Here is a 19642-nt window from a genome sequence, read left to right as displayed (position 1 = left end):
GGTGTAGCTCAGGGGTAGAGCACAACCTTGCCAAGGTTGGGGTCGAGGGTTCGAATCCCTTCGCCCGCTCCAGTTTTCTTCATGAAAATCAAAAGCTTAAGAAGCGCCCTACGGGGCGCTTTTTTGCTGACACAGCTTCGATGACGGCGCGTTGTCAGCAGTTTGTAAGCGCGAGAAATAGCATTCTCGGATATTGTAGCGTGACGCTTCTGCCCCACGATCTGGATGGGGACATAATCCAATGTCGCCAAGACGCAATTTTTTGCTGACGTCTATCAAATTGGCGTTGCGACCTCCGGACAAACCGAAGGTCAGAATTTGGACCGACTGCAAGGCCAATAGAGCGTACTGGAAAGATGAAATGGAAGCTGACAATGAAGCCCAATTGAATTCTTACCGACAGCCGGGCATCAAACATCGCGCTTCTCTTTCCATCGAAGGACGCGCGGATGCCGGGCAAGCAGTGGACTTCCAATATCTCATCATAAGGCCCTCTGTCTGCTCAGGGCTCGAGATCAGATCGGAATGCCAAGATCCTGGACGTTATCGTTCGTTCCCGAACTGCTGCGAACGGACGGCCATACCACCGTCAGGCGATCGCTATTTATCTGTTTATCAAATTGTGTAATTGTGTAATCGTATTGCGTCAACCCGACGGGCGTGTGACAAACTCGGTCATGACGCTTTCGAGACCATGACTTCAATGAACGACGTATCGACCAGTATTTCCTCTCCCGCTTTGCGAATGGGCGACGCCGCCCCTGATTTTGAAGCCCGATCCACCCAGGGCCCGGTTCGGCTTTCCGACTTCAAGGGCCGGTGGCTGGTATTCTTCTCGCACCCGGCCGATTTCACGCCCGTCTGCACGACGGAGTTCGTTGCACTCGCTAAGGCGCATGACCGGTTCGCGGCTCTCGACTGTGCGCTGTTGGGACTATCGGTCGACAGTCTCTATGCGCATCTCGCCTGGAGCCGCGCCATCCGCGAGCTGTTCTCGGTCGACATTCCCTTCCCAGTCATCGAAGATCCCTCGATGCTCGTAGGCCGAGCCTACGGCATGATCGACGAAGCGCCTGAAGACAGCGCGGGCGTTCGGGCGAGCTATTTCATCGACCCGGAAGGCGTGATCCGGGCGATCACCCATTACCCTCTGACGATCGGGCGTTCGGTCGACGAGATGGTGCGGATGGTGGCGGCCTTGCAAGCCACCTATTCGGGCGAGAAGCTGGCGCCGGCCGACTGGCAGCCGGGCCAGCCACTGCTTCATCCCGCCGACGAAAAGGCTCAGGATGAAGCCGACTGGTTCTGTCGGAGGGATGGATGATGACGCTCTGGCAATCGCGGGCGCAAGCGGATATCGCGGCCGACAAGCTTCGCAGGTTCGCTCAGCCGCAAAGATTGATGATCTTGTCCCTTCTGCTCGAAGGTGAAAAATCGGTCACCGAAATCGACATGGCGAGCGGGATCGGCCAGCCAGCACTCAGCCAGCAGCTCGCCGAACTCCGCAAGGCAGAACTCGTGACAACGCGCCGTCAGGCGAAGCAGGTTTATTACAGCCTCGCCGATGACACCGTCGTCTTGTGTGTGCGCAGCATCGAGGCGGTGTTCGGCGCCGGCGATCCTGAACAGGCGCTCTTGAGCATGGTCAAACCGGACGTCCGGCCGGAGCGAAGCGGGATCGTGCGGGGCGCGGCCAACTTCGTGCGAATACGTTGACCGGAAGGCATGCCTTAAACCACTCTTAAGTGTGCAGGCGGGGCACTCTCTCCGAGCATTGAATTGCCGCAGGAGCGCGTCACAACGGCAGAAAGGATACTCTACGATATCGCGCTTCTACAGGTCAATGAGATGCACAGCTACCCCGCGAGTTGATCGCAGGCTTCAAGCGCCTGGGCCGCGTACATGACCGACGGCCCCGCGCCCATATAGACGGCCATGGCCAAGGTCTCGCTGATCTGCTCACGGCTCGCGCCGGCTTTGACGGCACCTTCGGCATGATAGGCTATACAAGGCTGACACCGCGTCGCGACGCCAATGGCAAGTGCAATCAACTCCTTCGTCGTCTGGTCGAGCGCTTCGCCGCTATGTGCGGCCCGTGACATGTCGCTGAAGGCTTTCATAACATTGGGCGCATCCTGCCGGAGGGACCTTACGCCGCCATTCATATTCTCGATGAGTTTTTTCCAGTCTTCGATCATGGTCATCTCCTGTGTTCAAGCATATTGCTGTGCGGCTCCAAACCGTTGGAAGCCGCGAAAGTACGAAATGGAATCAAGTCATGAAGGCGCCAGCGCTGCGATAGAGCACGTAGGCCGCGACGACAAAGATCAGGCCCGCAAAGATACGATTCAGCGTGTTCTTGCCCGTCGACAGGCGATTGGCGAGCATCATGCCAGCAACGCCGCCGGCGAGCCCTCCTGCGATGAACTCGAAGGCAACGGGCCAATCGACGAGGCCGGAAGCGGCATAGTTGAGCGCCGTGGCGAGCCCGAAGCTACCGACCGCCAAAAGTGAAGAGCCGATCGCATTGATTATCGGCATGCCGGTTGCCAGAATGAGCGCGGGTACGATCAAGAAACCGCCGCCGATCCCGAAGAAGCCAGATGCCGATCCGGCGACAAATGCGACGGCGGCCGTGACGAGGCAGGTGCGCAGATCCGCAGGACGTTCCGGAGCGCTTCCGGGCTTACGAGGACGCAGCATGAGGATGCCGACGAGGACCATCAGCAGGCCAAACAAGAAAAGCAGCCGCTGACCGTCGACGAGTTTGCCGAGGGTCGAGCCGGCGAACGCGCCGAGCGTGCCGATGCCTGCGAAGATGATCGCACAGCGCCAGCGGACATTGCCGCTCTTCGCATGGCCGATGAGATTGGCGAAGGCGTTGACGGATACGGCGAGCGCGCTGGTTCCTATGGCAATATGCGGTTGGGTTACTCCGACCACGTAGAGCAGCAAAGGCGTCGCCAGGATCGAGCCACCACCCCCGACGAGACCCAGGGAGAAGCCGACGAGGCCGCCCGAAGCGAATGCCGGGCCGAGATTGGCAAGCATGGCTCACACCTTCCCGGCCAGAAATCGATCATGGGTGACCATTCCGATGAACATGGCGACCGCGAAGATCACTGCGGGCAGCAGACCAAGCGAGAGGGATGCGATTGCAGGACCGGGGCAGAAGCCGGCCACCCCCCAGCCGACGCCGAAGATCGATGAACCGATGATGAGTGGGCGGTCGATGCGGGTCTTGGTCGGCAGCTGAAGCTTATCGTCGAACAGAGGCTTGTTGATCGCGAAGGCGATCCTGTAGCCGATGAAGGCGACGACGACGCCGGCGCCGAGAACGAAGATCAGACTCGGGTCCCATGCACCTGTGATGTCGAGGAAAGCTTTCACCTTTGCGGGATTGAGGAGGCCGGAGATCGCAAGGCCGAGCCCGAAGAGCAGGCCGGCGGCAAGGCTCGTCAGGATGCGCATGGCCGCCGTCATAGCCAGCCTCCGAGCCGCATCACGAGCACTGTCAAGATCGCGGTGATCAGAAAGGTCAGCACCGCCGCGAAGGACCGGGGAGACAGTCGTGCCAGTCCCGAGATGCCATGTCCGGAGGTGCAGCCGGAACCCATGCGCGTGCCGAAGCCGACGAGCAGACCAGCGACGATCAGCAACGGCCAGGACGCCGCAACGACCACCTGTGGGGCTGTTCCGAAGATGACGAGATAGGTCAGCGGACCGAGAAGAAGGCCGGCGACGAAGGCGATGTCATGACCCAAGCGCTGGCCGCGATGGCAAAGCAACCCGCCGACGATACCGCTGATCCCGGCGATGTGACCGTTGAGCAGCATGAGAAGACTGGCCGACAAGCCGATCAGCGCGCCGCCGCCCAGGGGAGCGAAATAGGTGTCCGTCACCAGACAGCCCCCTCGAGCACGTCCAGCGGGATCTTCAGGTAGCGCTTGCCGTTACCCTCCGGCTCGGGAAGCCGGCCGCCGTTGATGTTCACCTGCAGCGCATGCAGGATGAGCTTGGGCATCGGCAGGGTCGCGTCGCGCTCCTCGCGTAATTTGACGAAGCTTTCCTCCGTCTGGCCGACGATATGCGGATTGGAGCGCTTCTCCTTGCCAATGGTGCTTTCCCACAACGGCTCGCGCCCACCGGGCTGATAGTCGTGGCCGGTGAAGACGCGGGTTTCGTCAGGAAGGGCGAGTATGTCCTGGATCGACTTCCAGAGAACTTTTGCGCTGCCGCCCGGGAAATCGGCGCGTGCAGTTCCGGAGTCCGGCATGAACAGCGTGTCATGGACGAAAGCGGCGTCGCCGATGACATAGGTGACCGAAGCAAGCGTGTGCCCTGGCGAGAACATCACCCTCGCTTCGATCGTGCCGACCTTGAATGTGTCGCCTTCGGTGAAGAGCCGATCCCATTGGCTGCCGTCAGCCGGGAAGTCAGGCCAGTTGTAGAACGCCTTCCAGAGCTTCTGCACATCGACGACGTGCGCGCCGATCGCTGTCGGAGCTCCGGTCTTGTCCTTGAGGTAGCGGGCCGCGGAAAAGTGGTCGGCGTGCGGATGGGTGTCGAGGACCCACTCGACGGTAAGGCCCTTCTCCGCAATGTAGGCGAGAATCGTATCTGCCTGCTCGGTGCTGGTCGATCCTGACTTCTCGTCATAGTCGAGCACCGGGTCGATGATGACGCATTTCTTCGTCGCGGGATCGTTGACGACATATTGAATGCTGCCGGTGCGCTTCTCGTAGAAGCCCTTGACCTCCGGCTTGCCGGTGTGTCGATGCGCGGCCAGCCAGTCGCGGGCGTTGTCGGGCGCAATGCCGATCTCGCCGGCGACGGCAATCAGTTCGTCGTCGCTGAGGCCCACGACGTCGGCGTCACCGGCCAGAACCCACATGTAGAAGGACCGGGCCCCGGATCGGCAATGCGCAAGCACCGGACCGTCCGAGGCGACGATCGTCTCCGCGAAGCGCCGCACGTCTTCCGGCCCCATGTTGCTGCTCGTCACCGGGATGAAGACATAGTCGAGACCTGCCGCTCTCGCCGCGGCTTCCTCTGCCGCTGTCCCCGGCTGAGAAGCCTCTTCACCATCCGGCCGATTGTTGATGATCGTCTTGAAGCCGCGCCGGGCGAGTTCGACGAACTCCTCGGGTTGAAGCTGCCCTATGACAGAAAGCTTCTCTGTGAGCGGTATCGGTTTCATCGGGCGGCTCCTTGACACCTGCAAATATGAATTACACACTTACATAAAACCAGATATGTAATTCTGCAAGTGGGAGGAGCACCTTGAATGGCCGTTCAGGATGTCCGAGCAGTTCAGGTGTCGGAGTTGAGGCGCGGGATCATTATCGTTGGTGAAGGGGCAGCAGCCGTCACGGCTGGGGCCGCGCTAAAACGACACGATGGAAGTCGATATCGACGCCAACGTAGTTGCCGGCATATCTGTGGCCGAACCTTTTTCGCCAGCTAAATATCACTCCGCCTCTTCCGGCATCGCCCAGGAGCGGAACACCGACGCGTCCCTCACATCCGCCTTCGCGGCGTTTCTGTCTTGCTGGCGCTGGATGGTTTGCGAGGACGCATCATTTGGACGGACGAGCCTCTTTTTCGGCTTCCTGACTTCAACAATGAACTGGCCGGATTTGTCACTCTTCTTCGAAGATTTGGAACTGAACATCATCACATCTCCTGTGGTTGTGTCACTTGTTCGATATTTGCGTTGTCTTACGTGCGTATCGCGCCAATTGCCGATCCTTCCCTACCGCTGCCAGGCGATCCTTGTGTCCTCCAGAGGCAGGCGGGCCAGCGGGTGATAGGGGACGATGCGCGGCGTGAAGTCGGAGACCGGCCGGTTCGGGGGGATGGAGGCGCGGTATCGATAAGAGCCTTGGCCCGAATCCTGTCCTGTCATCACCGCGAGGAACGCCTTTTCGCCCGCCATCGGTTCGGCGTAGAGTTCCACTTTGACCATCTCCGGCGGCAGTTCGCCGAGATAGACCTCGACAGAGAAAAGGCGGGTGTCTTCAGCCTCTTCCGTATTTACGGCGCCGAAGCGCACATGCGGCCAGAGCCTGTCGAGGTCCTGTTTCCATCGCGCCAGTTCCCGCGCGACCTTGCCGCCTTCCGCCGAGCGCGCTTCATAGGCCACGGCGGCAGGGAGATAGAATTTCTCCGCATATTCCCGAACGGTGCGATTTGTCGAAAACCGTGGCGCGAGGCTGGCCATGCTTTCGCGGACCCGCTCAATCCAGCGAGTGGGAATCCCATCCTGATTGCGGCTGTAGAATTCGGGAACGATGACGTCCTCCAGGAGCGAATAGAGTGCATCCGCTTCCGCCTCGTCAACAGTCGGATCGTCTCCGTGCTCCTCGCCGTCGCCTATGGCCCATCCGACCTCGGGTTCATAGGCCTCCGCCCACCAGCCATCGAGTTCCGACAGATTGAGCCCGCCGTTGGCAAGAATTTTCATGCCGCTGGTGCCGCTGGCTTCCCAGGGCCGGCGCGGCGTGTTGATCCACACATCGACCCCTTGGACGAGCCATTCGGCCTGGCGCATGTTGTAGTCGCGCACGAAGATAAGCCGGGATCTCAGTTCCGGCCGTCTGGCGAATTCGTTCCAGGCTTTGATCAGCGCCTGGCCTTCGGCATCCTGAGGATGAGCCTTGCCGGCCAACACGAGCTGGACCGGGTGCCGGGCATCGGTCAGGATGCGGACCAGCCTGTCGGGATCGCGCAGCAGAAGAGCAGGACGTTTGTAGGTTGCGAAGCGGCGCGCAAATCCGAGTGTCAGGGCATGCGGGTCGAAAATCCCATGGGCGGCGTCGAGCCCACCGCCGATCTCCGCGTCTTCCACGCGCTGGCGCAGATATTGCCTGCGAACCCGATCGCAAAGGTTTTGCCTCGATTCATTGCGCATTCGCCAGATTTGCTGGATGTCGAGCTTGAGGATGCCGGTTTCCAGTCCGGTCAGGTCGCCACGCCAGCGATCCTTGCCTGCGGCTTCGGTCCACAGAGCGTCGGACTGAACCGAGTCCCATGTCGGAACATGTATGCCGTTCGTCACATGCCCGATTGGCACGTCGTCGGTCGGCCAACCAGGGAAGAGAGGCTGAAAGAGCGACCGGCTAACCTTTCCGTGGAGCGCACTGACGGCGTTCACCGCGCCGCTCGAACGGATGGCCAGGTAAGCCATGTTGAACGGCTCAAGGTCATCGTTGCGATCCTTCCTGCCGAGGGCCAGAAAATCGGCGATGGCGATGCCGAGATGATTTTCGGCATAGGACCGGAAGTATTTTGTGATCAGTTCAGGCGCGAAGCGGTCGAAACCGGCCGCGACGGCGGTATGAGTGGTGAAAACATTGCCGACCCGTGTTGCCGCCAGAGCCTCGGCAAAAGATACGTCATGATCGACCCGGAAGCAGCGGATGCGCTCCAGAGCGGCAAAGGCCGCATGCCCTTCATTCAAATGGCAGACCTGCGGTTCGAGCCCGAGTGTGCGAAGGAGCTGCCAACCGGCCATTCCCAATATCATTTCCTGCATCAGACGCGTCTCGGGGCCGCCGCCATAAAGCTCGCTCGTGATGCATCGATACGTGGCGGGATTTGCGGGATCGTTCATGTCCAGCAGGTAAAGCTTCAGCCGTCCGATCTGGACTTCCCAGGTTCTGATCCAGAGCTTGCATCCGGGAAGGTCGATTTGCAGTCGCAACCATTCGCCATCGGCGGAACGCAACGGCTGGATTGGGAGCTGATCCGGCTCGTTGACCGGGTAGAGGGCTTCCTGGCTACCGTCCCGCCCTATCGATTGACGGAAGTAGCCTTGTGAATAAAGCAAGCCCACCCCGACGACCGGCACGCCGAGATCGCTGGCGGTTTTCAGCTGATCTCCCGCCACGTTGCCCAGCCCGCCCGAATAGATGGGCAGGGCTTCGGTCAGCATGAACTCCAGGCTGAAATAGGCTACGGTTTTCAGCGGCGAGGCTGGGTGTGCCTGTTGGAACCATCTCGATTCGTTTGCAGCCTCCCGCTTCTCCTTCAGCAATGCTTCGATAGTTTGCCTGAAATCGGACTGAGCAAGCAGAGCCCTTGTTTTGGAGCGCGAGACGGTGTGGAGAACACCCCATGGATTGCCCGTGGTTTCCCATGTTTCAGCATCGAGCTCCCTCCACAGCCGGTCGGAGGCGTGGTTCCAGGACCAATGCAGGTCGAGAGCCAGCTCCCGAAGGGCGAGCAACCCGCCTGTCTCTTCCGGCTGCCCGTCCATGCACTCCTCCGAAACTAGAAAAACTGAAAGCGAACTCTTCTGCGAATCTCAATATCCGTCCGCCTTAAAACAGCATGAACCCTATAGATGATCTTGTCATCAGTCGTTGACTAAAATCAATCAGAAAGCGCGGAGGGGATCCCGAGGGTAGCCAAATGACGGCAGTCGCGTCCGTGGAAGGCCGAAATGTTGCGCAATCGTCGCTCATCTACGCGCTCATGGGCGAAGACATCCTCGAACAGTGATCTTCCTATCACTGGGCACGAAATCCTTGTTCCGCTCCCACTGGTCGCTGCCAAGCGCATCACCACTGACAAAGATTCATATCGCTGGGCACTTGGGGGCCAGGGCTCCGCGACAGAAGTTATCATCGTCCGATGATTCCTGTTGTCATCGAGTGATGATTAATCTAAATTGCCGCCAAAATGAGGATGTCGGCAATTTCCTGTGAAGACGTTTCCAACACCAGCTTGGTAGGGTTTTGATTTGGCTTCTGCCACATCGTTGACTTGCTCGAATGGGCAGGCTTGCGCCGCTTTCTAATCGACCGGTGGGCGGTGACGCAGATATGCCGAGAAAGCGGAGGCGCATGACCGGATATTGACCTGCCGATCCGTTACAACCACAGAAACAATCCACACACTTGAGGAAGACGATCAAATGTCGGACATCGATGAGAACTGGGTTCGCAATCGCGCGCATGAAATATGGGAAGCAGAAGGGTGCCCGAACGGAAAAGAACTCGACCACTGGTTTCAAGCCATGGATGAATATCTGTCTTTGGTCGAAAGAGATGGAGAGAGCTCGCCCGGTGACCCTGTCCCGGTTCAGGATACCGGTAGTGGGGAGGCGGCCGTAAAGTCCAAATCGCCAGGAAAAATGTCGAAATAGGAAAGCGGCTTTTCGAGGCGTGCGTGGAGACAGTGAGATCTGTCGGCGAACGGAGCCGCCCTTTCATCCAGATAGGTGATCGTGAGGTCTACGCCGACAGCACGGAACGCCGTCGCGTAGCCGACAGCAATGGGCGTCTCATTTGCTACGCTGACGACGAGCCCACGTTTCCCGCACAGATCGAGACCGCCTCCATATCTCACATCATCAAGACGCGCAGGGCATCGGTGGCGATCACCTGCTCCTCGTCCGTCGCAATGATGATCACCGGGATCCGGCTCGCGGCGCTTGTTATGATCGACTGATTGGCGGCGTTCGCGGCGGGATCGAGATCGATGCCGAGCCACATCAGTCGGCTGCAGATGTCGGCCCTGATCGCTGGTTGATGCTCGCCGATGCCGGCGGTGAACACCATGGCGTCGAGACCACCCACCGTTGCGGCAAGCCGAGCCGCTTCTCCGGCGACGCGCAGCGTGAAGAGATCCAGAGCCTCCCTTGCTTCCGGCGCTTCGCTCGCCAGAAGGTCGCGGCTGTCGGCGCTGATACCTGAAGCACCGAGTAGTCCGGAGCGGTGATAGAGCATATCCTCCAGAACTGCCACCGGCATCCCTTCCTGCGACAGCAGATGGAGAAGCACGCCGGCATCCAGCGCGCCGCATCGCGTCGCCATCGGCACGCCGTCGAGGGTCGAAAAGCCCATGCTGGTATCGACGCTGCCGCCGTCCTGCATGGCGCAGAGGCTGGCACCGGAACCAAGATGGGCGGCAATGACCTTGCCGCCGGCCAGTTGCGGCCAGTTGCGTGCGAGCTCGCCTGCGATGAACGCGTAAGATAGTCCGTGAAACCCGTAGCGCTTGATCCCGCGCTCGTGGAGTGCTCGCGGGAGGGCGAAGCGGCGCACCAGGTCGGAATTTGTGCGATGAAAGCTCGTGTCAAAGGAAGCGGTCTGGCGAAGGTCTGGCCGGAGCCGCCTGATGGCGCGGATCAATCTAAGGGCCTGCGGTTGGTGCAGCGGCGCTAACGGAACAAGGGCCTCCATCTGACGTAGTGAACCTTCATCGACAAGCACCGGGCCTGAGAATATGTCGCCGCCATGCACCACGCGATGCCCGATCGCCGCCAGACAGTCGAGCCTGTAGTGCCCTGCCAGATGATTGAACGCTTCGCTGAGAACCTCGTCCAGTTCCTCGCCCGGTTGTGCCTTGAGCTCGACATCGACATGCTGCGACCCTTCCAGGAATTGGAAGCGCAGCGGCGTGCTTCGAAAGTCGATCATGCCCTTGCCGACAGGTTCGAGATGCCGCCCTTCCACGGAGAACAGGCCGATCTTGACGGTCGACGAACCGGCGTTGAACGTGATCAGCAGCTTGGCGCTCATGCTGCTGTCCCCGCCGCGAGCCGCTCGCTGCGGCCCACAAGCAACTTTGCGAGGGCTGCCGAAACGATCCGCGCGGCGAGCGGGTCGGAGCGGCTGGTCAGCACGATCGGCACGCGTGCCCCGAGCACGATCCCGGCTGCCGTTGCTCCGGCAAAATAGATGAGTTGTTTGGCGAGCATGTTGCCTGCTTCAAGGTCGGGGACCAGGAGGATGTCGGCTTTGCCGGCGACCTCGGAGACGATCCCTTTGGTCCGCGCCGCATCGATACTGATCGCATTGTCGAATGCGAGCGGCCCGTCGACGTACGCGCCGGTAATCTGACTCCGCGCCGCCATTACGGTCAGGGCGGCCGCATCGAGGGTCGCCTGCATCTTTAGATTCACCGTCTCGACTGCGGCGAGCACAGCAACGCGCGGCTTTTCGACGCCAAGTGCCCGCAGCAGACCGACTGCGTTCTGGCAAATGTCTCGCTTCTGATCGAGCGTCGGCTGGATATTGATCGCCGCATCGGTAACGATCAACGGCTTGCTGTAGGCGGGCACGTCCAGCGCGAACACATGGCTGATGCGGCGCTCGGTTCTCAACCCGGATCCCGGCGCGACGATGGCGCCAAGCAATTCGTCTGTATGCAGGCTGCCTTTGACAAGGACCGCCACCCTGCCGGAAACGGCAAGTTCCACCGCACGCGCCGCCGCGGCATGGCTATGCGGAGCGTGCTCGATCGCGATCCCGTCGAGGTCGGTTTTCGCGACTGCCGCCGCCGCCCGGATCTTGGCCTCGGGGCCGACAAGGAGCGGCTCGAACAATCCTCTTTCGCGGACTTCGACGGCAGCGAGTATTGCCTCGGTCGAGCATGGATGCACGATCGCCGCGCGTACCATCGGCAGTTCGCGGGCCTGCCGCACAAAGGCGTCGTATCGATCGCTGCGTGCCGTTGCGTGACCGGACGGTTGCGGCGTTGGCCACTCTATGGAATGGGCAGGCGCAATCACCGTCGCAGTCCCTGAGAGGACCTCTTCGCCCTTCTGGTTCGAGCATGTCGTGTCGAGGATCACAACCCGGTTTGCCGGCAGTTTCCTGGTGACGCGAACCGTCGCTGTGATCGTGTCGCCAGACAGGACCGGCTTGAGGAAGCGGAACTCCTGTCCGAGATAGGTTGTCCCGGGCCCGGGCAGTTGCGAACCCAACACTTCGGAAATCAGCGTGCCCGTCCATGCACCATTCGTGACGACGCTATTGAAGACGTGCATCGCCTCGGCAGCCGTATCCGGTGACGCATCGCCTTCGCCCGTTGCCATTGGCGGGTCGATCTCGCCTTTGTCCACGCCCGCGACCCGCACCAGAGAGGCCGTGTCTCCGAGCTCCAACTCGTCAAATGTTCGATTCCTCAGCCTGCCGGGAGCCACGATAGCCTCACTTCTGAAAAACATAGGTGCCGCGAGCACCGCAGAGCGGCGGAAATTCCGAGTCAGACGCGTCCATTTTTGGCGGAGGTACGCGTCCAGCCAGCGACTGCGCCGAAAGCCAGCCCTGCCATTCCTCCCACCAGGACCCCTCCTTTTGCATCGCTGCGCCAATCCATCATCCGGGCTGAGGCAGAGATCAGCCGTTCGGTTCAAGGCGACGCTATAGCGTCGACTACGATGACCGGGTTCGCTAACAATCCCGGCATTCTGGACGCGCTGGTCAACACGAAGGTGACATCCGTCGGGCGCCATGCGGGTATCGTGGCCGTCGCTGTGCGCTGAGAGGTTGGGCACGGCAAGTCCACTCGGAACTGTTTCAGTCATCAGCGGCGCGTTCGCGCGGAACTTAATCGCAAGATGTGTCGAGATCATTCGGGCCCAACTCAAGGATGGCCGCGATGACCATCCTGACGTCTTCTTCCAGCGCCGCGGCGTCTCCCTTCAGAAGAGGGTCGGCCTTGATCACGTCCTTAAGAATGCCAACACCCGCCAGAAACGCTGCGACCAGTGCTGCCCGCCTCCTCGGCACCATCGGGTGCTTGCTCACCAGTGGAGTAACGAAATCCTCTTCGAGGAACTCGTTGAGCACGCGCGAGGCTGCCGGGCTAGCGAACGATTGTATCACGATATCGAGTACCCGAATCTCGTTGGCGGCCTTCCTTGACAGGATCTGCTTCGTCAGAATTGAGGGCAGGCAGCCATCGTCATCGGCGAAGAGTTGCTCGGGTTTGCCGCTCTCCTTGACCGCCTCGTAGAAAAGTTTCTCCTTGGATCCAAAGGAGCGGTGGACGTAAGCCATGTCCACCCCAACGTCGGCCGCAATGTCGCGAAGGCCCGTATTGTCATAGGAATGGGCCGAAAAACGAAGGATGGCGGCTTTTAGAATGCGCTCGCGCGTCGTGTCGTTGGCATCCGGGCTTATGACTCGGTTGGGCATGATTTCTCCTATTGACCGAGTAGCAGGATTAGCTGCACAAAGCTTAACAGTCAACGCATGATGACTAGACTGAGTTCCCTGGGATGGGTGACGAATTCAGTATTATTGCAAATTCCGCAATAATTATTGAGGTTGCCGTCAATCCGGCAAAGGTCGTCGGGCTGCATTTGGCGGCAACGATAAGGCTGTCGACCGGTTCGATCGCCGGTCTGCCACGCATTGGATGCCGAGCTACCGACACCGCGCGATTTCAAGGGCACGCCACTCACTACTGCGCCCAGCTTTTCGAAAGCCGAGGAGAGCAAACGCCGAGACCGTCTGCCGTAGCGAACCCGAACGCACTCAGGGTGAACGAGTCGCCTTCACCAGACGGAGTATTATCAAACGACAGCAACGAAATCATCACCTGTTGACAAGACGGTCAACAGGTGATGATATAACAAAATGCAACGTGTCCGTTTCGATGCGCATGCTTGTTGGGGGATTTCATGTAACCAACAATGAAGTGAGGGGCGATGAAAACCGGCAAGGCGAGAAGGCTACAGAATAGGTCTACACACGACGTCAGCATGATTTCATTCTATTTGATGAAATCATTATCATCGTCTTTAGCCGGTTTTTATTCTGGACGATATCGAGGAAGCCTCAAGGCGACATTGCGCCTCGTCCCAGAGCAAGCGACCTACCTTCGCAAACTGTCGACAATCGATCAGCCTGCCGAGATGCTTGCTGGTCGCGGCAGCAACATCCGCGAGTTTATGACGGGTTGGATAAGTGAAGGAAGGCACACGCCCAAACAGGGCATGGCCAATCTTTCGCCCGTCGGATGACCCCAGGTACATAGCGATCGATTGGTGCTCGGTGCCCTGCGTGCAGCGCCTTCGGTAGGGACACGTTAAACACCAGGCACAAGGCAGAGGCCGGTCATGAACCTCGATCGGCCGCGACACACGTCAATCAAGATAAGGTAGGTTTTTATGGTGAATACTCATTCCCAACATTCAAGCCCAACAACAAAAGAGTCTGACAGACTTTCCCTCGGTGACAGAAAAACTGGGTGGATGCAGTCGTGAAGTCCGCTAAAAATTGGATACTGACCGTTCTCGGTGTCGCGGTTCTCGCTGGCGGTTACTATGGCTGGCGGATGTATGACGGTACGGGCCTGCCGGCCGGGATCGTCGGCGGCAACGGCCGCATCGAGGCAACCGAAATCGACGTCTCCGCCAAGACGGCCGGGCGGATCAAGGAAATCCTCGTCGACGAAGGGAGTCTCGTCACCGCCGGACAGGTGCTGGCTCGCATGGACACCCAGCAATTGGAGGCACAACGGCGGCAAGCCGAAGCCTCTCGTCAACGCGCCGTGATCAGTGTGGATACAGCGAAAAGCCTGCTCGCCCAAAGGGAGGCGGAAAAAGAATCTGCTGCCGCGGTGATCGGACAGCGCGAAGCTGAACAGGATGCCGCCGAACGAAAACTTGCCCGGACCGAGCAACTGATCAAGACCAACGTGACCTCCCAGCAAACGTTCGACGACGACCGGGCGGCGGCACAGGGGGCGCGGGCGGCTACTGCTGCAGCCCGGGCTTCTCTTTCCGCTTCCGATGCGGCGATCGGCGCTGCGAAGGCCCAGATCGTCGATGCAGAGGCTGCCGTCATTGCCGCAGATGCGGCGATTGAAAGTATTGTTGCCGATATCGATGACAGCACCCTCAGATCGCCACGCGACGGGCGTGTGCAATATCGCGTCGCGGAGCCCGGCGAGGTCCTGGCCTCCGGTGGGCGGGTACTCAATCTCGTCGACCTCTCCGACGTTTACATGACATTTTTTCTCCCGACGGCTCAGGCTGGACGTGTCGCAATCGGTTCCGATGTTCGTCTCGTACTCGACGCAGCGCCGCAATTTGTCGTGCCGGCGAGCGTGAGTTTCGTGGCCGATGTCGCCCAGTTCACGCCCAAGACAGTGGAGACCGAGGAGGAGCGACAGAAACTGATGTTCCGGATCAAAGCGAAGATCCCGCCGGAGTTGCTTCGCGAACACATTCAGCAGGCCAAGACCGGTCTTCCGGGTATGGCCTATGTCCGGATAGACCCCAAGGCAGAATGGCCTGAACAGCTCACGAAAGCGCTCGTTCAATGACCGGGGAAACGCCGCGAGAGACGGAGGACCAGACGCAGACTGCGCCGGTCGCGAAGCTGGCGAATGTCGGCCTGTCCTATGGTAAAACCAGGGCCCTCGACAAGGTGAGCCTCGATATCCCGTCGGGCATCATGGTTGGCCTCATCGGCCCGGATGGTGTCGGCAAGTCCAGCCTGCTTAGCCTCGTCGCCGGCGCCCGTACGGTTCAGGAGGGCCGGATCGAAGTGTTGGGTGGCGACATTGCCGACGTGAGGCATCGCAACCGCACCTGCCCGCAGATTGCCTACATGCCGCAGGGTCTCGGCAAGAACCTCTATCCGACGCTGTCGGTGTTTGAGAACATCGATTTCTTCGGGCGCCTGTTCGGCCAGGACCAGGAAGAAAGGCAGCGCCGCATCAGCGACCTGCTGGAGCGGACAGGGCTTGCACCTTTCCCGGACCGCCCGGCCGGAAAGCTCTCCGGCGGCATGAAACAGAAGGTCGGCCTCTGCTGTGCGCTGATCCACGATCCCGATCTCCTCATTCTCGATGAACCGACCACGGGCGTCGATCCGCTATCGCGCCGGCAATTCTGGGAACTGATCGACGACATCCGAAGCGAGCGTCCGGGAATGAGCGTGATCGTCGCGACCGCCTACATGGAAGAAGCCGAGCGCTTCGACTGGCTCGTCGCGATGGATGCCGGCCGCGTGCTTGCAACTGGAACGCCCGCCGAATTGCTGTCCCGCACCGGAGCCGCCAATCTCGACGCCTCTTTCGTCGCCCTCCTTCCGGACGAAAAGCGACAGGGCCATCACGAGGTCGTCATCCCGCCCCGACCCGATAGAGGGGAGGCGGAGTTCGCGATCGAAGCCGAGCACCTGACGATGCGCTTCGGCGATTTCACGGCGGTCGACGATGTCAGCTTCCAGATCCCGCGCGGCGAGATTTTCGGCTTCCTCGGCTCGAATGGCTGCGGCAAGACCACCACGATGAAGATGCTGACCGGTCTCCTGCCGGCAAGTGAGGGAACCGCGAAACTGTTCGGACATGAGGTCGATCCGAACGATATCGAGGTCCGGCGAAAGGTTGGCTACATGAGCCAGGCCTTCTCGCTCTACACCGAGCTGACGGTTCGTCAGAACCTTGATCTGCATGCCCGCCTGTTCAACTTGCCGCTCGAAAAGATCCCGGCGCGCATCGCCGAGATGGCCGCGCGCTTTGATCTCACCGAGATCATGGATGCGTTGCCCGACGCGCTGCCGCTCGGTATCCGGCAGAGATTGTCGCTCGCCGTGGCAATGATCCACGCCCCGGACATCCTGATCCTCGACGAGCCGACTTCCGGCGTTGATCCGGTCGCGCGCGACGGCTTCTGGCAGATTCTATCCGACCTGTCGCGCAATGACGGGGTGACGATCTTCGTCTCCACCCATTTCATGAACGAAGCGGAGCTGTGCGACCGCATCTCGCTGATGCATGCCGGCAAGGTTCTGATCAGCGACAAGCCTCGTGCCATAGTGGAAAAGCGGGGCGCGGCGACGCTTGAAGAAGCCTTTATTTCTTATCTCGAAGAAGCAATTGGCGAACAGGCTTCACCTGCGCGAACACCCCACGCGCAGCGTGAGGAGGAGGCAGATGGGGCGTCGCCGCCCCGAGCCCCATCTGCCTTCAACATGCGGCGCATGCTGGCCTATACACAACGCGAGGCGCTCGAGTTGCGCCGCGACCCGATCCGGGCAACGCTTGCCGTTCTCGGCAGCGTCATCCTCATGTTCGTCATCGGCTACGGCATCAACATGGATGTCGAGAACCTGTCCTTTGCCGTGCTCGATCGCGACGACACCACGGTCAGCCGCGACTACACGCTTCAGATCGCCGGTTCCCGCTACTTCACCGAAAAGGCCCCGATCACCGACTACGCTGACCTCGACCGGCGCATGAGCAATGGCGAGCTCAGCCTGGCGCTGGAAATTCCACCTGGCTTCGGACGCGATGTTTCGCGTGGCACAAAAGTCGAGATCGGCGCCTGGATCGATGGGGCTTCGCCGTCGCGCGCCGAGACCGTCCAGGGCTACGTGCAGGGCATGCATCATACGCGCTTCGAATTTATCCTCGGCAAGCAACTGCCCTATATCGCGCTCGCCATGCTGAACTTCGCCATGCTGACGGCGTTTGCGGTGTTTGTGTTCGGGGTGCCGCTGACCGGGAGCCTACTCACACTCACGCTAGCGGCTTTCCTCTACGTCATCATAGCGACCGGAATCGGACTTTTGATTTCGAGCTTCATCAGCAGCCAGATCGCCGCCATCTTCGGCACGGCCCTCATCACTCTCATTCCGGCAGTCCAATATTCGGGGATGATCGACCCCGTCTCGTCGCTTCAGGGCATTGGCGCCTATATCGGCCAGATCTATCCAGCAACCTATTTCGTGACGATCGCCCGCGGCACGTTTTCGAAGTCGCTCGGTTTCAATGATCTCGCCACCTCCTTCATCCCCCTCCTGATCGCCATTCCCATTCTCACCGGGATGACCGTGGCCTTCCTCAAGAAACAGGCGGCGTGATCCATGCGACTGGCCAACGTCATTCAACTCGGCGTCAAGGAATTGCGGGGGCTTGCCCGCGATCCGATGCTCGCCGTCCTGATCGTCTACGCATTCACGCTGTCGATCTACACCGCATCGACGGCAGTGCCTGAAACACTCAACAATGCGGCGATCGCGGTCGTGGATGAGGATCAGTCTCCTGTCTCCTCGCGCATCCTGACCGCATTCTATCCACCTTATTTCTCTATCCCAAAGATCATTTCGCAGTACGAAATGGACCGCCGCATGGACAGCGGCCTCGATACCTTCGCCCTCGACATCCCCCCGAACTTCCAGCGCGACCTGCTCGCCGGTAAGGCGCCGACGATCCAGCTCAATGTCGACGCCACCCGGATGACCCAAGCTTTCAGCGGCGGCGGCTACGTCCAGTCGATCGTTTCGGGCGAGGTCAGCGAGTACCTGAACCGTTACCGGGGAAACACCACCCTTCCTGTCGATCTGGCTCTGCGCGCCCGCTTCAATCCGTCGCTTAACAAGGCGTGGTTCGGAGCAGTCAACAATGTGATCTTCTCGATCACCATGCTCGCGATCGTTCTTACGGGTGCTGCCCTCATCCGCGAGCGTGAGCACGGCACGATCGAACACCTGCTCGTCATGCCGGTTACTCCGACCGAGATCATGGTGAGCAAGGTCTGGTCGATGGGACTTGTGGTGCTTCTCGCCTCAACGGTTTCGCTTGTCTTCGTCGTGCAAGATCTGCTCAAGGTGCCGATCGAAGGTTCTTTGATGCTGTTTCTGGCGGGCACGGTACTTCAGCTGTTTGCCACCACCTCGCTTGGTATATTTCTCGCGACGGTGGCCGGATCGATGCCGCAGTTCGGCCTTCTGCTGATGCTGGTGCTGCTCCCGCTGCGGGTCCTGTCAGGTGGTGTGACGCCACGCGAGAGCATGCCGCAGATCATCCAGGACATCATGCTCGTCGCACCAGACACCCACTTCGTTATGCTGGCGCAAGCGATCCTGTTTCGAGGCGCGGGCCTGGACGTCGTCTGGCCACAGTTCATGGCGCTGCTGATTATAGGCGTGGCGCTGTTCTTCTTCTCGCTGCGCCGTTTCAGGGCATTCCTGCGCTAGCCCAGCGGTCAGGCCTGCGTGTGCGCGGCATCCTGGGGCAAGGATTGACGATCTGGCCGTAGGGCGATGGAGCGGTGTGAGCGCTACGGTTGAACCTGCGGCCATGCAATTCCCGTCTGCGCGTTTGGCCGGGAAGTCGCCCGCGTGCCTATCGGGATTGCCGCGCAAAATCTCGATCGCATGAGGGGGAAACAGGTGCGCGCCCCCGTATAAGCTGCAAGAGCCGGGAAAAGCGAGCAGCGCACATGCGGGCACAGGAATTGGCAGCGCCATGGCGGGAGATTGAATTCGAATGGGACGCGCTCGCGTTGCTAATCAGGCGGACTCTGGGCACCGGCATGGTCGAACCCAGGGCCTATAACAAAGTTACTGATGACAAACTCCTGTTCTGGTCGGCGCAAGGTGACCGGAGAGCCTTCGACGAAATCATTGTTCGTCACGGTCCGTTTGTTCTAAGTGTAGCCAGCCGCATAAGCCCAAATTTTCGCGATGCTGAGGACATTGCCCAGGAGGCAATGATCAAGGTGTGGAAGCACGCTGGCCGCTTCAACCCAAAGCGCGCTCAGTTGAGAACCTGGCTTTACCAGATCGTCGTCAATCTCTGTATTGATCGCCGCCGCCGTAAAGAGCCGGAGTCCCTTCCAGACAACTTTGATGCTGTCGATCCAGGAGCCGCAGCAGACGAGATTTTGACGAGTACCGAGCGCGATGCCGCCCTCGCTGCAGCCATACGCGCATTGCCCGCGAGCCAACAGGCCGCGATGATACTCGTCTACGAGGAAGGCGTATCGGGTGCTGAGGCGGGACGTATTCTTGGGCTATCGGCCAAAGCAATAGAGCGTCTGCTTGCCCGCGCCAGAACGACACTTCGTGAGCGGCTGCTGGCAGAGCGTGATAAACAGGGAGAATAA

20 protein-coding genes are annotated in these 19642 nt (G+C 60.0%); 10 read left to right on the top strand and 10 right to left on the bottom strand.

Annotated features, from left to right (window positions below; genetic code table 11):
• The 3 genes from JNC70_RS18050 to JNC70_RS18040 form a co-directional block, all read left to right on the top strand.
• The coding region (locus JNC70_RS18050; RefSeq protein WP_374788788.1) for a hypothetical protein at positions 1-269 on the top strand (269 nt) is incomplete at its 5' end.
• A 425-nt stretch (positions 270-694) separates the two neighbouring features.
• The gene (locus tag JNC70_RS18045) at positions 695-1324 is read left to right on the top strand and encodes a peroxiredoxin (protein ID WP_374788787.1); all 630 of its coding nucleotides are present in this window, start codon (positions 695-697) and stop codon (positions 1322-1324) included.
• Positions 1321-1716 carry an ArsR/SmtB family transcription factor gene (locus JNC70_RS18040; protein WP_125301460.1) on the top strand — a complete coding sequence of 132 codons (396 nt, stop codon included), beginning with the start codon at positions 1321-1323 and terminating at the stop codon, positions 1714-1716. Before JNC70_RS18045 ends, JNC70_RS18040 begins: the two co-directional genes overlap by 4 nt.
• Before the next feature lie 140 nt (positions 1717-1856).
• On the opposite strand, the gene JNC70_RS18035 is transcribed toward JNC70_RS18040, so the two are convergent.
• From JNC70_RS18035 to glgP, 7 genes are all read right to left on the bottom strand, one after another.
• Positions 1857-2198 (bottom strand): carboxymuconolactone decarboxylase family protein, encoded by a 342-nt coding sequence (locus tag JNC70_RS18035; RefSeq protein WP_125301462.1) that lies wholly within the window; start codon positions 2196-2198, stop codon positions 1857-1859.
• A gap of 73 nt (positions 2199-2271) precedes the next feature.
• Positions 2272-3051: a sulfite exporter TauE/SafE family protein gene (locus JNC70_RS18030; protein ID WP_097141134.1), complete on the bottom strand. Its 780-nt coding sequence runs from the start codon at positions 3049-3051 to the stop codon at positions 2272-2274.
• A gap of 3 nt (positions 3052-3054) precedes the next feature.
• Positions 3055-3483 (bottom strand): DUF6691 family protein, encoded by a 429-nt coding sequence (locus tag JNC70_RS18025; RefSeq protein WP_374788786.1) that lies wholly within the window; start codon positions 3481-3483, stop codon positions 3055-3057.
• Positions 3480-3905: a YeeE/YedE family protein gene (locus JNC70_RS18020; protein WP_235824447.1), complete on the bottom strand. Its 426-nt coding sequence runs from the start codon at positions 3903-3905 to the stop codon at positions 3480-3482. The genes JNC70_RS18025 and JNC70_RS18020 overlap by 4 nt, the downstream gene beginning before the upstream one ends.
• Positions 3899-5200: a bifunctional sulfur transferase/dioxygenase Blh gene (gene blh, locus JNC70_RS18015; RefSeq protein ID WP_125301466.1), complete on the bottom strand. Its 1302-nt coding sequence runs from the start codon at positions 5198-5200 to the stop codon at positions 3899-3901. Before blh ends, JNC70_RS18020 begins: the two co-directional genes overlap by 7 nt.
• A 270-nt stretch (positions 5201-5470) precedes the next feature.
• Positions 5471-5677 (bottom strand): hypothetical protein, encoded by a 207-nt coding sequence (locus JNC70_RS18010; RefSeq protein WP_097141131.1) that lies wholly within the window; start codon positions 5675-5677, stop codon positions 5471-5473.
• Between the two features lie 78 nt (positions 5678-5755).
• Positions 5756-8260: an alpha-glucan family phosphorylase gene (gene glgP / locus JNC70_RS18005; RefSeq protein ID WP_256886445.1), complete on the bottom strand. Its 2505-nt coding sequence runs from the start codon at positions 8258-8260 to the stop codon at positions 5756-5758.
• 660 nt (positions 8261-8920) lie between these two features.
• Here glgP and JNC70_RS18000 point away from each other — a divergent pair.
• Positions 8921-9151 (top strand): DUF2934 domain-containing protein, encoded by a 231-nt coding sequence (locus JNC70_RS18000; protein WP_279676461.1) that lies wholly within the window; start codon positions 8921-8923, stop codon positions 9149-9151.
• Positions 9152-9350: 199 nt separating this feature from the next.
• On the opposite strand, the gene JNC70_RS17995 is transcribed toward JNC70_RS18000, so the two are convergent.
• The 3 genes from JNC70_RS17995 to JNC70_RS17985 form a co-directional block, all read right to left on the bottom strand.
• The gene (locus JNC70_RS17995) at positions 9351-10529 is read right to left on the bottom strand and encodes an acetate/propionate family kinase (RefSeq protein ID WP_279676460.1); all 1179 of its coding nucleotides are present in this window, start codon (positions 10527-10529) and stop codon (positions 9351-9353) included.
• Positions 10526-11959, bottom strand: coding sequence for a bifunctional enoyl-CoA hydratase/phosphate acetyltransferase (locus tag JNC70_RS17990; RefSeq protein ID WP_097141127.1), 1434 nt, complete (start codon positions 11957-11959; stop codon positions 10526-10528). Before JNC70_RS17990 ends, JNC70_RS17995 begins: the two co-directional genes overlap by 4 nt.
• Before the next feature lie 382 nt (positions 11960-12341).
• Positions 12342-12932: a TetR/AcrR family transcriptional regulator gene (locus JNC70_RS17985; RefSeq protein ID WP_125301468.1), complete on the bottom strand. Its 591-nt coding sequence runs from the start codon at positions 12930-12932 to the stop codon at positions 12342-12344.
• An 83-nt stretch (positions 12933-13015) separates the two neighbouring features.
• Here JNC70_RS17985 and JNC70_RS17980 point away from each other — a divergent pair, with 83 nt between their 5' ends.
• The 6 genes from JNC70_RS17980 to JNC70_RS17955 all read left to right on the top strand — a co-directional run bounded on the left by JNC70_RS17980 (position 13016) and on the right by JNC70_RS17955 (position 19642).
• Positions 13016-13345, top strand: coding sequence for a hypothetical protein (locus tag JNC70_RS17980; protein WP_125301470.1), 330 nt, complete (start codon positions 13016-13018; stop codon positions 13343-13345).
• 102 nt (positions 13346-13447) lie between these two features.
• Positions 13448-13762 carry a hypothetical protein gene (locus JNC70_RS17975; protein ID WP_125301472.1) on the top strand — a complete coding sequence of 105 codons (315 nt, stop codon included), beginning with the start codon at positions 13448-13450 and terminating at the stop codon, positions 13760-13762.
• 239 nt (positions 13763-14001) lie between these two features.
• On the top strand, positions 14002-15069 hold the full coding sequence (locus JNC70_RS17970; protein WP_235824438.1) for an HlyD family secretion protein: 1068 nt from the start codon (positions 14002-14004) through the stop codon (positions 15067-15069).
• Positions 15066-17615 carry a ribosome-associated ATPase/putative transporter RbbA gene (rbbA, locus tag JNC70_RS17965; protein ID WP_374788785.1) on the top strand — a complete coding sequence of 850 codons (2550 nt, stop codon included), beginning with the start codon at positions 15066-15068 and terminating at the stop codon, positions 17613-17615. Before JNC70_RS17970 ends, rbbA begins: the two co-directional genes overlap by 4 nt.
• Positions 17616-17618: 3 nt before the next feature.
• Positions 17619-18731 (top strand): ABC transporter permease, encoded by a 1113-nt coding sequence (locus JNC70_RS17960; protein WP_279676454.1) that lies wholly within the window; start codon positions 17619-17621, stop codon positions 18729-18731.
• Positions 18732-18976: 245 nt separating this feature from the next.
• A complete protein-coding gene (locus JNC70_RS17955) occupies positions 18977-19642 on the top strand; it encodes a sigma-70 family RNA polymerase sigma factor (RefSeq protein ID WP_132010907.1) in 666 nt (221 codons plus the stop codon).

It is taken from the genome of Brucella oryzae, assembly GCF_041929965.1.
GTDB classification, from domain to species: Bacteria; Pseudomonadota; Alphaproteobacteria; order Rhizobiales; family Rhizobiaceae; genus Brucella; species Brucella oryzae.
Note: the sequence above shows the minus strand (reverse complement) of the source record. Positions and strands in the feature narration are given on the sequence as shown.